Here is a 14,806-nt window from a genome sequence, read left to right as displayed (position 1 = left end):
TTGTTACATCGAAAAAGATAATCCGTTTTTAAATAATAAAATTTATACTCATGAAAAAACTAAAAATTACCGCTCTTTTGGCTGTGTTGGCATTCTCTCCTTTTTATGCTAACGTTCTTACTTCAGACGCTCCATCCATTGTAAAAATGGTTGCAGATGCTATTAAATGGAAATCAGAATCTATAGATGTAGGAAATATTCCTCAGGGAAAACCAAAATTGATCAGATTTGAATTTACCAATACAAGTTCAAAACCAATCATTATACAAAATGTGGCCCCTTCATGCGGATGTACTACCGCTGATTATACAAAAACGCCTATCCAGCCAGGAAAGAAAGGTTTTGTAGAAGCTAGTTATAATGCGGCAGCAGTAGGTCCATTTATGAAAACTGTAAATGTTACTACAAGTGAGAGTAAAACGCCTAAAACGCTTTCATTCAAAGGAGTTGTTGCTTCTTAATAGATCGTCTTGAAACAATAAAAATAGTTTGGTAATTATTACCAGACTATTTTCTTTTGGAGTATTTGATGTATTTTTTTTAATAATATTATGAGGAATAATTATTTGTAGCATTATTTATCGACCTATTTTAAAGGATTGCATTTCAATATTTATTATTTTTAAGAAAAAATATTTTATGAGTCTATATACACAACCGATGTTGCGCGAAGGTGCACTGAAAGATAAAGTAGCGATTGTAACAGGAGGTGGAAGCGGTCTTGGAAAAGCAATGACTAAATATTTTCTTGAACTGGGAGCCAATGTGGTGATCACCTCCAGAAATCTGGAGAAATTACAGGCTACAGCAAAAGAACTGGAAGAAGAATTGCGAAGCAATCGCGAACGCCAAAGCGAAAATAAAAATGATAGTGAACAAACAGGCGGAAAAATTCTTTGTGTAGCTTGTGATGTAAGAAACTGGGATGAGGTGGAAGCCATGAAAGAAGCAACGCTGAAAGAATTCGGGAAAATTGATATTTTATTGAATAATGCCGCCGGAAATTTTATTTCTCCAACAGAAAAACTGACTCATTCCGCTTTTGACTCTATTTTAGATATTGTTTTAAAAGGAACAAAAAACTGTACACTTTCTATAGGTAAACATTGGATAGACTCTAAGACTCCTGGAACTGTTCTGAATATTGTTACAACGTATGCATGGACAGGTTCAGCCTATGTTGTGCCATCTGCGTGCGCAAAAGCAGGTGTTTTGGCCATGACAAGATCACTGGCGGTAGAGTGGGCAAAATATGGAATTCGTTTCAATGCGATTGCTCCGGGACCTTTCCCTACAAAAGGAGCATGGGACAGACTTCTTCCCGGAGATTTGCAGGAAAAATTTGATATGAAGAAAAAAGTTCCGTTAAGAAGAGTAGGAGAACATCAGGAGTTAGCTAATCTTGCTGCATATCTTGTATCAGATTATTCTGCTTATATGAATGGTGAGGTAGTGACTATTGATGGTGGAGAATGGCTTCAGGGAGCAGGAGAGTTTAATATGCTTGAAGCAATCCCGGGCGAAATGTGGGATGCATTGGAAGCCATGATTAAAGCAAAAAAATCAAACTAACTTAATTTATTTAAAAAAGTAGCCCGGATTTGTAACAATTCCGGGCATTTTTTTTACCTATGCATTACATTAGTAATAATTTTTTCAAATGAATTTAAAACTTCCAACCCTTGTTTCAGCTATTACAGTTTTCTTTTTCTCAGGATCTGTAGTAGCACAGGAAACCCCAAAATATGATTATGTAGAAGCATTTAAGCCATTCTTCTATCCTCAGACAGGTACGGAAACCCGTTCTGCAAGCGGACAACCGGGACATGCCTATTGGCAGAATTCAGCGGATTATCATTTAAATGTCAGCTTGAATGAAAGTAAAAAAGAGATTACAGGTACCGCTGAAATTAAATATACCAATAATAGTCCTGATAAACTTAGCTTTCTTTGGCTGCAGCTTGATCAGAACCTCTTTGCAAAAGATTCCCGTGGAAATGCGGTTGTTCCTTTATCTGGAAGCAGAAACGGAGCTCATGGAGAGGCTTTTGAGGGTGGTTACACCATTAAATCAGTAAAAATTGATGGTAAAGAGGTAAAATATACCATTACGGATACCAGGATGCAGATTGATCTTTCTGGAGAATTAAAAGCAAGGGGTGGCGTGGCAAAAATTGCTATCGAATATTCCTTTATTTCCCCTGAATATGGTTCAGACAGAATGGGAATACAGGATACCAAAAATGGTAAAATATTTACCATGGCACAATGGTATCCGAGAATGTGTGTATATGATGATGTTATGGGATGGAATACGCTTCCTTACGTAGGAGCTTCCGAATTTTATCTTGAATATGGAGATATTACTGCAAATATTACGGTACCAGCCAATCATTGTGTTGTAGCATCTGGAGAACTTTTGAATGAAAATGAAGTCTACAGTAAGGAAGAAATCAACAGGTGGAACCAGGCAAGAAACAGTGATAAAACTGTAATGATACGTCCGGAATCTGAAATCGGTAAAAACAAATCTTCAGGAACAAAAACCTGGAAGTTTAAAATTACACAGGCCCGTGATTTTGCGTGGGCATCATCTGCCGGCTTCATTTTGGATGCGGCGAGAATTAATCTTCCGAATGGTAAAAAATCATTGGCTATTTCTGCTTATCCTGTGGAGAGCGCAGGAGAAAGAGCATGGGGAAGATCTACAGAATATACAAAAGCAGCTATAGAACATTACTCAAAGAAATGGTATGGGTATACGTATCCTGCTGCAACCAACGTAGCCGGAAATGAAGGCGGAATGGAGTATCCGGGAATTGTTTTTTGTCACATGGATTCTAAAGGAGAGGAGCTTTGGGGAGTTACGGATCATGAGTTTGGGCACAACTGGTTTCCTATGATCGTAGGTTCTAATGAGAGATTATTCGCATGGATGGATGAAGGGTTTAATACATTTATTAACGAAATTTCCACAGAAGCTTTTAATAAAGGGGAGTATTACAGGAAAAAGAATTTAGGGCAAGCAGGAAATTTTTTTATGAATGATAACCTGGAACCTGTTATGGTGGGACCAGATAATATGAAAGAAAGAAGTATTGCTGCTTTGGCCTATTACAAGCCTGGTGCCGGATTATCTATTTTACGAGAATCAATTTTAGGGCCTGAAAAATTTGATAAAGCTTTCAGAACTTATATAGATCGCTGGGCGTTTAAACATCCTACTCCATGGGATTTCTTTCATAGTATGGAAAATGTTTCAGGAGAAGAATTAACCTGGTTCTGGAGAGGGTGGTTTTTCAATAAATGGAAAATTGATCAGGCAGTGAAGAGTGCTAAATATATTGATGGAGATTTTAAAAAAGGGGTTCAGGTTACAATTGAAAATATTGGACAATTACCGGTTCCTACTACGGTTCAATTGGTATTTAAAGACGGAACAACAAAAAATGTCAAAATACCTATCGAAGTCTGGAAGAGAAATACCGAATGGACTTTCAAGGTGGATTCTAACAAGGAAATAAACGGGGTTAAGCTAGATCCGGATTCCAAAATACCTGATACTAATTTAAATAATAACAGTTTGGTATTGTAGTATTCATCATTATTCTTAAAATAAATAATTTAACATTATTATCATATAAATTGGACTTCTCTGTCATAGAGAAGTCTTATTTTTGTCTCAAATTGATAAAATAATTATGAATTTCAGATTTTCAATGATACTCTTGATGCTTTTTGCACTAGGATTTTCGCAGGACCTTACCGTAATGAGTTTTAATATCAGATTAAATGTAGCTTCAGACAAAGAAAATGCATGGCCGGAAAGAAAACAGGATGTAACGGATCTTTTAACCTATTATCATCCCGATTATTTTGGTGTTCAGGAAGCACTTCCTGAACAGATGAAAGATATTAAAAATGGGTTGAAGAATTACGATTATATTGGAGTAGGAAGAGATGATGGTAAAGAAAAAGGAGAGTTTTCTGCTATTTTTTATGATACCCAAAGACTGGATGTGATAAAATCAGGGACGTTCTGGTTGTCTGAAACTCCTGAGAAACCTTCAAAAGGCTGGGATGCTGCATTGAACAGAATTTGTACCTATGCTGTTTTTAAGGATAAAAAATCGAAAAAAGAATTCCTTGCGATGAATCTTCACTTCGATCATATTGGAAATGTAGCCAGAGTAAAGTCTTCAGAATTGATTTTGAAAAAGATCAAGGAGCTTAATCCAAAGAATTTGCCGGTAACGGTGAGTGGAGATTTTAATCTTACAGATGATACGGAGCCTGTTAAAATTCTTTCCCAAAATATGGAGGATACTTTTTATCATTCTGAAACGAAACATTATGGACCTGCAGGAACCTTTACCGCTTTTAATGTAAATGAAGTACCTAAAGACAGAATCGATTATATTTTTACAAAAGACTTTAAGATAAGATCTCACCGTCACATCAATGACAGAAGAGAGAACCTTCTTTATCCATCGGATCATTTTCCGGTTATCGTGAAACTTTCTTTTTAAAAAATTAGCGGGTTGGAAAATCAATTTCAAATCCAATTCCTCTCAGGGATTGGATTTTTACGTTCGGGTCATTGCTGAAATACTTTCGTAACCTACTGATAAATACATCAAGGCTTCTTCCTGTAAAATAATCATTGGTTTCCCATAGGTTATCCAGGATATTGTTCCTTGTGATAGTAGAATGGTTATGCTTCAAAAGATATAATAGTAATTCTTGTTCACGAACCGTCATCCGCACATTACCGTTAGGATGGGCTAAGAGAAGCTTCTGGGTATCTAAAGAGTAGTCTCCGATTTGAATCTGGGGTTCTATAAGTGGCGGAGATGTTCTTTTCAGAATGTTTTTTATTCTCAATACCAGTTCTTCAGGATCGCATGGTTTGGAAATATAGTCGTCTGCCCCTATTTTTAATCCGGTTAAACGATCAATTTTCTGATTCTTTGCGGTTAAAAATAAAAGAGGAAAGTTATTTTTCTCTTTTAATATCATTTTTGCAAGGGAGAAACCATCAATATTAGGCATCATCACATCCAGAATTCCGATCTGAAAAGGAAAATCAGCAGAAATTAAGGGGATAATGTCTTCAGGATTCTGATACCAGCTGATATCAAAATCTTCCAGTTCAAGATATTGTTTAAGGATGGTTCCGAAATCGGAATCATCTTCTGCCAGCAGGATTTTAGTTTTCATATGGAATGGTTATTTTAAAAGTACTTCCAACACCTGGTTGACTGGATACATCAACTTTTCCGTGATAGGAGGTAATAATTTCTTTTACAAAATAGAGCCCAAGCCCAAGTCCTTTACTGTTATGGATATTATTGGCTTGTATTCTGTAGAATTTTTCAAAAATGTTCTTCAATTCTTTACTCTCCATACCTTGGCCATTATCGGAAACCTCAATTTTTAGACTCTGAGCAGAATTACTGGTATTAACTGTCACAACGGAAGCTCCATATTTTATACTGTTTTCACAAAGATTTTTTACAACAGTTTCCATAAGGTTTTTATCAAAAGGAAGCTGTCCTGAGATCTTGTTTTCAAACTTAAAATCTATTTGTGGATAAGTAAAAGCCAGATCCTGAATAAAGAAATCCCAGTTTTCAGACTGTATCGCAGTCATTTCCTCAGGCGTTTCATCTTTATGAAGCTGTAGCATGAGGTTCTCCAATCTTGTGATCTGCCGGTCAATCAATGGAAGAGTATCAGGATTCCAACCTTTTTTCAATGTTTTGGATGCTATTTTTAAGGTAGCAATTGGAGTTTTAAACTCATGTGAAATGTTATCCACAACAGTGTGGAGAACTTTTACCTGTTTTTGTTGTTTGATGAGATTTTTGATGGTGAAAATATACAAAACAAGGACGCTCGCAAGAAGGGCAATACAACAGATGATTAATAGAAAGATTTCTTTGAAAACAAGACTTTGTATATTTTCAATTTCAATCTCCGTCTGGGTACTAACATAGAATGAATCCACATCATTGACCGGGTCTTTTCCTGTAGTTTCTTGAACGGAAGAGGTTCTCCATGTTCCAACGCTGGTAATGCTTGGTTTTATCACCTTATCTTTTGTTTCGTAAATAGTAACAGGCTGCTGTATCAGTTTGATGCTGTCAGGAAGATGGAGGATCAAAGAATATTGAATTCTTACACAAATTATATATCCGTCTTTTTTTCGGCGATCATTAATGTAAGTTGTTAAATTTTTCCCGGATTTTTTTTTGTTATCTACTAAGTATTTTAAAAAGTCCTCTTTATTGAGCTTTTTGTGATAATATCTGATAATATTCTTTTGCAGAGAATCGCTTTTCGAATCCTTAGAAGAATGATTGTTCACTACTTGATCGGTATAGACTGAAATACCCTGATCTATGGATCTGTATATTTCCCTTTCTTTCACCTGATAGGTCTTATACATGAAATAAACCTGAATTCCCAACAAGAAGAGGAATAACGTGGCAAAAATATAAATCAGGTTTTTGTTATTAGATATCATCGAAACAAAGATAAAACTTTCGCATCTCACCGAAATTGAATTTTTATTATTAACCTTTCATTAACCTTATAATTTGTATGGTTTTTCTTATTTTTAAAGGATTAACAGACTATTCCATGAAAAAACAGATGATCCTTTTGATGGTATTGATTGGAGGTGTGGTAAATGCACAGACTCATCGATTCATCTACGAACTCCAATACAGGCCGGATCCTAATGATGCAGCTTATGATAAAGAAGAAATGGTGCTGGATATTAATCCTGAAGAAGTAAAATTCTATGAATTTGAATTTCTAGTGAATGATTCTCTTAACATTCTTCATGGCGGAATGTCATCTCAGCATACCAGCCAATCTGAGCAAACAATCATTAGAAAAAGAAACTCCAATAAAAATAAAAACTATTTCCAGATCAGAATGATGCCTTATTATTATGTTTTTGAGACAGAGGATAATATTCAATGGAAAATAGAGACTGAAACGAAGAAAATCAATAATTATAATTTGCAGAAGGCAACAGCAAGATTTGGCGGGAGAAATTGGACTGTATGGTTTACAACGGATGTTAATATTCCTGAAGGCCCTTATAAATTCAGGGGCTTGCCGGGGCTTGTTCTATATGCAGAAGATGATAAAAAAGATTTTATTTATTCTTTATCCCGAAATATTAACCTTCCGAAAACATATAATACAAAAGGTTTTCTCGAAAGACATTACTCATTAGATCCCATTACTATTGATTTTAAGAAATGGATAAAACTAAACCTTGAATTTTATAATGATCCCTATGCTAGAATGAGAACAGAGTTTCAACCGGATTGGAATGTAAAGATTGAAGGGCAGCAGATCAAAAGTAAAGAGGAATTTGCCGGTTTAACTAAACAAACACAAGCTAATATTAAAAAATACTATAATCCTATAGAGCTGGATAAAGCAATTCCTTATCCATAAAAATATCCCTTATTAATTTTAAAAGCCTGAATTTTCTGATTCAGGCTTTCTCATTTTAAAGCAAAAAAGACGTTAACCCATCATTAACCTTTCGTTAACCGAAATTCTCCCTACCAATATGGAATTTTGTCCTGTAAAAACAAGCCGTAGTACTGTTTTACATCATTCTTAAAAATGTAATCATGAACAAAACTCTTCTTTTTCTGTGTCTTCCCATAATGATGCTGGCTCAAAAACAAAAAATTGCAGGAACGGTAATGAATACCGAAAACGAAAAACTTTCTGCAATAAATATCAACCTGTACAATTCCAGAAATGAGTTAATCAAAGAGTTAAAGACTGATGGCAATGGAGGCTTTATTCTGGAGGGTGTCAAGGAGCAAAATGTAAAATTGGTCGTGAAGAACAACGGATATTCTCTATTTGAAAAAAATCTGGACCTGGAAAATCCGGACGCTTTACAAATTATTCTCAGAAAGGAATCTCAGGAAATAGAAGGAGTGGTGATGACCCAACGGAAACCATTGGTGAAAAGGAAAATAGATCGACTGGAGTTTAATGTGGAAAATAGCAATATTTCATCACTCAATGCATGGGAGATTTTAAAGAATACACCCAGTGTTACTGTCAATAATAATGTGCTTACGGTAAAAGGAAGTACAGGAATTTTGGTCACCATTAATGATAAAAAAGTAATACTGACAGGTGATGAACTTAAAAATCTCTTGGAAAACACACAGGGAGATGAGGTGAAATCTATAGAAGTGATTACCAATCCACCAGCAAAATATGAAGCTTCAGGAAGCGCTGTACTGAATATTGTGATGAAAAAGAACAAGATTGAGGGCTATCGTGGAATTCTGTCTTCAAAATATATTCAAACACAATATGCGAAGGCCGTTTTTGGACTGTCTCAATATTATAAGAAGGATAAACTTTCCATTATGGCAAGCTATTATAAAGGGATGGGTACTTATTTCCGTGAAGGATCTGACTATGTCCGTTATCCCGAAAGCCAGACCACATGGATAAGTACGATGAACAGGAAGGATAAAAACACTAACCAGAATACCCTGAATTTTAATGTAGAATATGAGTTGGACAGTTTGACTAGCTTAAGCCTCAACTATTCAGGGTATTTTTCTCCAAAGTCTTATGGAATTTATGATGTACCCACATTAATCTACAACAATCAGGATATTGTAGAATCAAATTATAGAACTCTGAACGATCATGAATCAAGTTCCAATAATAGTTCAGTTAGCTTTCAGATAGACCGAAAACTGAATAAAAAAAGCAGTCTCTCCTGGATTAATTATTTTACAGGAAACAATGCTGATAAGTACCAAAATGTAACGACTCACCTGGATTTTGCAGGTCAGACTCCAAGAGGTGAGAATTTTGTAACGCAGAATAAGGCTGATGTTCAGCTGTATTCTACCCAATTGGATTATCAGTGGAAAGGAGATAAGTTGGAGCTGGAATCCGGCGCGAAGTATAGTTTTGTAAAAACAAACAGCAAACTTGATTTCTCGGATAATGAAAATGGAGTGATGGAATTCAGGCCTGAAAAAAGCAGTGATTTTAATTATAAAGAATATAATTTTGCTTTATATTCCTCATTATCATACAATATGGGAAAGTGGAATTTTAAAGGAGGTCTTCGTGCAGAAATGACAGATCTTGAAGGAATTGTTTCTGAACCTTATAACCGTAATAAAAATAATTACTGGAGTTTTTTCCCAACCTTTTATGCCCAATATACTACAGAAAATAAGCATGAATTTGGATTTTCTTATGGAAAAAGAATCAGCAGACCTTCTTATTCATGGCTGAATCCTGCAAAATCTTATTATAATCTGTTTTCATACTTCCAGGGAGATCCTCAATTAAAGGCAACTATTATTCATAATCTTAATCTTTCATATTCCTGGAAAGACTGGCATCTTGATCTGTACTACCGAAAAGAGTTGTATCCTTCTATGGAAATTTCATATCAGGTACCAGAAACGAACAATGTGGTGTATAATTTCACCAATATTGAAAAAGGACAGGCATTTGGGTTAAGTTTATATAAAAATTTCCAGATAAAGCCTTGGTGGAATGTCATTATGTCTGAAAATCTTGAACACAATGAAAATTATTTCAATGGAGTAGATGGAATGCTGTATCAAAATAAAGTCTGGAATTGGATGTCTAACATTTCTACCAGCTTTATACTGGATAAAAGTACTGATTGGAAAATGGAAATGGGACATCGATATTTCTCTCCGGGAATACAAGGGCCATTCACAATTTCAAGTAATTGGTCTGCCTATTTTGTGATGAACAGGAAGTTTTTCAATAAAAAACTGGAAGCGGCATTTGTAGTAAATGATATTTTTAAAACCACCCGCCAGAAGGTTGTTACCCGATATGCCAATCAGGATAATTATTTTCTGGATTACACAGACACTCAAGGGTTCACTCTAACTTTGAAGTACAATTTTGGAAATCAATCTGTGAAGAATGCGAAAACAATCAAAAAGACATCTGAGCAGGAAAGACTTTAGAATATTTTAAATAAAATACTAATTACCATAAAACATTATTATAAAAGAAATTATCACTTGGTGTTACATTTTCGCTATTTTTGATACTTATCTAAAAAAGAGATTATTATGAAGAGATTTTTTTCCGGAATGTTGGTTGTAGTTTCATTGTTACAACTCTCTGCTCAGGAATTGTATATGCCGAGAAATATTAAAAGAGCTTATGAAAAAGGAACCCGTGATATTTCTGGTGCACCGGGCAAAAACTACTGGCAGAATAAAGGAATATATAATGTTGATGTAAAAGTAGATGCCAATACAAAAACTGTTTCCGGAAAAGAAACAATTGTTTATACCAATAACAGCCCGGATAACCTTAATGAATTGGCAATAAGATTTGTAAATAATCTGCATAAACCACAATCTCCAAGATCAGGATCGGTCTCCAAAGATTTTTTATCCACTGGACTTAAGATCAAATCATTCATTGTAAATGGTGAAAAATATGACATCAATAGTGAGGATTGGGGAACCGTTGAAAAAGTAAAATTGAAATCAGTTTTAAAATCAAAATCAAAAGCTGAGGTTAAAATTGAATGGGAATATCCGCTTTCTGTGCAAAGTGGTAGAGAAGGGCAGATTGATCCTGAGACGTTCTATGTAGCATATTCTTTCCCAAGAATTTCTGTTTATGATGATTATAACGGATGGGACATGCTTCCGCATTCCGACAGACAGGAGTTTTATAATGATTTTAATGATTATAGCTTTGCGATTACCGCTCCAAAGAATTATGTGGTGTGGGCAACCGGAGATTTCCTAAATCCCGAAGCCGTTCTTCAGCCGGAATATTTAAAACGATATAAAGCTTCATTGAAAAGTGATAAACTGATGCATATTGCCACTGAGCAGGAAATGAAGTCAGGGAAAGTCACCCAGCAAAATAAATGGAATGTCTGGAAGTTTAAAGCCAATCATATTACGGATTTCTGTTTTGCATTGAGTAACCATTATGTGTGGGATGCAGCCAGTGTTCAGCTTAAAACCAAAAGAGCAAGCGTTCAGGCAGGATATAAAGCAGGAGCAAAAGATTTTGAACATTATGTAGACTGGATGCGTTATAACCTGGATTGGTTTTCCAAAAACTGGCCGGGAGTAGAATATCCTTATAATGTAATGACAGCTATTCAGGGATATGCAGATATGGAATATCCGATGATGATTAATGATACCAGTATTCCGGATGACCTTCAGGATGCGAGGCTTACAGCAGATCATGAAATTGCACATACTTATTTCCCTTTCTATATGGGAATTAACGAAACGAGATATGCCTTTATGGACGAAGGGTGGGCAACTACCTTAGAATATTTAATTGGAATTGATGAAAATGGGGAAGCTAAAGCGAAAGAATTTTACAAAAACTTTCGGGTCAAAAAATGGATCAATGATCCTTCAGCAGAACAGGACCAGCCGATCATTACAATGAGTACACAGGTAAGTGGTTCCGGGTACGGAAACAATTCGTATGTGAAAGCATCCCTATCTTATCTTGCCTTAAAGGATTATTTGGGAGATGAACTATTCAAGAAAGCATTACATCATTATATGAATAACTGGAACGGAAAACATCCGGTTCCATGGGATTATTTCAATTCTATGAATACTGGTTCCGGGAAAAATCTGAACTGGTTCTTCCAAAATTGGTTTTACACGAATAATTATATTGATTTAAAAGCAGCAGGAGCTTCACAGATGAATGATTTGCTTACAGTGAATGTGGTGAATGTAGGTGGATTTGCCATTCCGTTTGATGCTGTATTATCCTACGAGGATGGGACCACAGAGAAATTACATTTTTCACCTTCTGTTTGGGAAAAAGATCAAAAATTAACCGATCTGGTGATTCCTATTAAGAAAAAAGTGAAATCTGTATTGCTGGACGGAGATCTTTTCATGGATTATACACCGGGAGATAACAGTAGAACTTTATAAAAAGTAAAAGCCTTCATATTTTGAAGGCTTTTTTTTATTTTAAAAATAGGCCGTTAATCGTAAACCTAATGTAATATAATTGATTTTTTCTTTAGTAATCAGGTTGTTTAATTCCTGATCCAACTCGGCGCTTTCCTTAATCTCATCACTGAAGTGATAACGGATCGTAGAGTTGATCTGATTATAATCTGTATAGAAAGTAAGCCCAAGTCCTGGGTTGAACTTATAAGTCATAGAAGCACCTGTATTCCATCGGAAAGCTGGTTTAGGTTTGTATCGGGCAATCTGAAGCTCGTGATTAGGAGTGTCTATATCGTTTCCTTTTACAAATACTTTTCCACTGGCAGTAGCAGCATATCCACCGGTTATTTTTAACATAAGTTGCCATTTATCTGAGAATTCATGAGAAAAATAAGGTCCAATCCCTGCGGCCAGGAAGCCCATAGATTGTGTTTTAACTTCATGGTCACCAAAATCTTGTCCATCATCAAAGGTTATTCTTTGAGACTTAATAGGGAAGCTGCTGAAAGTGATATCTGCTCCCACACCCCATTTTTTTGAAAAGAAATAAGCCCCTTCCAATCCACCTTCAAAACCAACTTGTTTTTTGTCATCCAGTTCCGATTCTTTCAGGAAGTTGGTCGTCCCTAATGCTGTCCCCATCTTTAGGGAAAGGAAAGAAGGATAATCGTTTCCTTCTATTCTGGATAAGAGACTTAAATTATCTCCTTTGTTCTTATAAATTTTATCAATAAAGAAATACCCAAGTTCTGTTGATATAATTCCAATCCCAGCACCGGCTAGGATATCCGGAACCCAGTGTCTGTTATTTAAGTTTCTCCCAAGCCCGGTAATGGTAGCAGAACCATATCCTGCAATACTATAGGCTGGATTTACCATTCCATATTCTTTGTGAAGAAAACTGGCATTGGTAAAAGCCATTGCTGCATGTCCTGATGGGAAAGAGTTATTTTTAGATCCATCCGGCCGCTCTACTTTTGCAGTATATTTGATAGAATTTACCAGTATTCCCATAATTACTAAGCTGGCACCGTAAGATAATGTGGCTCTTCCAATACTATTTCTTCCTTTCACACCTCCCAGTTTTAAACCGTAAACCGCTAAAGCAGGAGCGTATTGCAGATAATCATCATATTTAACTTTGAAATTGGGAAGATATCGGTTCCTTACCTCACGGATATTCTCTTTTTCTCCCCATGTAGCTGCAGCTGCAGTAAAAAGAATAGCAGGAGCCACAGATTTTTTAACCCATTCTTTCTTGAAAAATGGAGTAGGTTCCTTTATCGTTGAATTGTTATTGAGTAACGAAATATCTTGCTGAAGGTTTCGATTCTGGATGGTATCCTGTGCTTTCATACAAGCTAGGTGCAATAGTATTCCTGATGCTAGTGCTATTTTTTTCATCTTAGTTAAGGGTGCTGAAATTAAATCGCGTAAAAATATAAAAAAAATCTATCCCAAAAATTGAGATAGACTATTTTAATGATTTTATAATATTTCAATCGATTTTGTTGATTATCTTAATCCAGATCTTGGTCCGGATGCAGATACTACAGCTTGCATTCTTGTTTTTTGATTGGCAGAGAACATAAACATTGCTTTATCATCCACATAATCCATATAGTTCATAAACATCTGAGAACGGCTTACCCCTCCACAAACTCTGTTCAGAGGATATGTTGGAGTTCCATAATTTGGACCTGGCGAAGTTGGAGTATCATTAGAGTAATCTGTCTGGCAGCCTGCATTAGACGATCCCCAAAGGTGTGGAAGGTTTAAGTAGTGGCCTACTTCATGCGTTACTGTTCTTCCTAAGTTGAATGGAGCAGAAGCACCGGTTTTTCCTATATACTGATATCCTATTACAAGACCGTCATACCATTGGCCTGCATTTTCGGGATAATAAGCATAACCTAAAGTTCCAGGCTGGCTATTTTCGTCAAGGATTGAGTTGACAACCCATATGTTCATATTTTTATTCACATCAGTTGCATCAATGCCTCCGGTGCTCGCTTTTTTCATCTGTTCGAGATCAGATCTCCAGCCTGTTTTTGTGCTCTGTTTACGGTTAGTCGCTACTAATTTAAAACGGATTTTTACATCACCAGCTGCTGAAGGTTGAAAGGCAGAAGGAATTTTAGTAATGTCGGAATTGGTAGCCCCATAATCAGCATTCAATACTGCAATTTGTTCTGCGATTCTTGCATCGGAAACATTTTGAGCAGAAGTATTGTAAATTACATTAAATACAACCGGGATCTCAACAGTTCCATCTGCGAGCACTTTTCCTAATTTAAGATTTTCAGAGAATTTTTCGGTATTGAACTCAATATCTGCCATTTTTTGCTTAAGTGCAGGGTTCTTCAGAAGCATTGCTTGTCTTAGTTCTTCTGACGGACAGCTTCTTTGAACAGCGCTTGGAGTAGGTTTTCCCTGATCCAGTGGCGCTTCGTTTTGATTGGTTAAGCTGTCAGAGTTACATGCTGACAAAAAACCTAGAGCTAAAGCTCCAAATAAGAATTTTTTCATATCGTTATAATATAATGTGGTTGAAGGTGTGAAATTATATTATTTAAAATTGATATGCAAATAATTTTAGCTATTATTTAACAAATACTTATTTAATATTTATTTTCTTTATGTATATTGTAATATAATTTAATTTGTATTGAATTTTAATCATTTTTAATTAATTGTTTTATATTTCACATTTGAGTGTATTTTTAAAGAAAATAATTTTATGCTTTATTCGTTTTTCATAGAATTTTTTTTACAATGAA

General features: G+C 35.6%; 11 protein-coding genes. 7 read left to right on the top strand and 4 right to left on the bottom strand.

Annotation, left to right across the window (positions count from 1 at the left end; translation table 11 throughout):
• The first annotated feature begins 50 nt into the window (after positions 1–50).
• The 4 genes from EG344_RS08500 (at position 51) to EG344_RS08485 (ending at position 4,529) form a co-directional block, all read left to right on the top strand.
• A complete protein-coding gene (locus EG344_RS08500) occupies positions 51–461 on the top strand; it encodes a DUF1573 domain-containing protein (RefSeq protein WP_123909089.1) in 411 nt (136 codons plus the stop codon).
• 178 nt (positions 462–639) lie between these two features.
• Positions 640–1,572, top strand: coding sequence for an SDR family oxidoreductase (locus tag EG344_RS08495; RefSeq protein ID WP_123909088.1), 933 nt, complete (start codon positions 640–642; stop codon positions 1,570–1,572).
• A gap of 88 nt (positions 1,573–1,660) precedes the next feature.
• Complete coding sequence (locus EG344_RS08490; protein WP_123909087.1) at positions 1,661–3,595, top strand: M1 family metallopeptidase; 1,935 nt, start codon at positions 1,661–1,663, stop codon at positions 3,593–3,595.
• Between the two features lie 106 nt (positions 3,596–3,701).
• Entirely contained in the window at positions 3,702–4,529 is an 828-nt protein-coding gene (locus EG344_RS08485) for an endonuclease/exonuclease/phosphatase family protein (RefSeq protein ID WP_164464411.1), read from the top strand.
• Between the two features lie 4 nt (positions 4,530–4,533).
• Here the strand turns inward: EG344_RS08485 and EG344_RS08480 are convergent, their stop codons facing one another.
• Complete coding sequence (locus EG344_RS08480) at positions 4,534–5,220, bottom strand: response regulator transcription factor (RefSeq protein ID WP_123909086.1); 687 nt, start codon at positions 5,218–5,220, stop codon at positions 4,534–4,536.
• A complete protein-coding gene (locus tag EG344_RS08475; RefSeq protein WP_123909085.1) occupies positions 5,210–6,529 on the bottom strand; it encodes a sensor histidine kinase in 1,320 nt (439 codons plus the stop codon). Before EG344_RS08475 ends, EG344_RS08480 begins: the two co-directional genes overlap by 11 nt.
• A 116-nt stretch (positions 6,530–6,645) precedes the next feature.
• On the opposite strand from EG344_RS08475, the gene EG344_RS08470 reads away from it, so the two are divergent.
• The 3 genes from EG344_RS08470 (at position 6,646) to EG344_RS08460 (ending at position 12,005) form a co-directional block, all read left to right on the top strand.
• The gene (locus EG344_RS08470) at positions 6,646–7,479 is read left to right on the top strand and encodes a GLPGLI family protein (protein ID WP_164464410.1); all 834 of its coding nucleotides are present in this window, start codon (positions 6,646–6,648) and stop codon (positions 7,477–7,479) included.
• Between the two features lie 182 nt (positions 7,480–7,661).
• Positions 7,662–10,031 carry an outer membrane beta-barrel family protein gene (locus tag EG344_RS08465; protein ID WP_123909083.1) on the top strand — a complete coding sequence of 790 codons (2,370 nt, stop codon included), beginning with the start codon at positions 7,662–7,664 and terminating at the stop codon, positions 10,029–10,031.
• 108 nt (positions 10,032–10,139) lie between these two features.
• Complete coding sequence (locus EG344_RS08460; protein ID WP_123909082.1) at positions 10,140–12,005, top strand: M1 family metallopeptidase; 1,866 nt, start codon at positions 10,140–10,142, stop codon at positions 12,003–12,005.
• A gap of 39 nt (positions 12,006–12,044) precedes the next feature.
• On the opposite strand, the gene EG344_RS08455 is transcribed toward EG344_RS08460, so the two are convergent.
• Both EG344_RS08455 and EG344_RS08450 read right to left on the bottom strand, forming a co-directional pair.
• Positions 12,045–13,430 carry a phosphatase PAP2 family protein gene (locus EG344_RS08455; protein WP_185145601.1) on the bottom strand — a complete coding sequence of 462 codons (1,386 nt, stop codon included), beginning with the start codon at positions 13,428–13,430 and terminating at the stop codon, positions 12,045–12,047.
• A 111-nt stretch (positions 13,431–13,541) separates the two neighbouring features.
• The gene (locus EG344_RS08450; RefSeq protein WP_123909081.1) at positions 13,542–14,555 is read right to left on the bottom strand and encodes a zinc metalloprotease; all 1,014 of its coding nucleotides are present in this window, start codon (positions 14,553–14,555) and stop codon (positions 13,542–13,544) included.
• Positions 14,556–14,806: the final 251 nt, after the last annotated feature.

It is taken from the genome of Chryseobacterium sp. G0162, assembly GCF_003815715.1.
In the GTDB taxonomy this organism is placed as follows: domain Bacteria; phylum Bacteroidota; class Bacteroidia; order Flavobacteriales; family Weeksellaceae; genus Chryseobacterium.
This window is presented reverse-complemented; position numbering and strand designations above follow the sequence as displayed.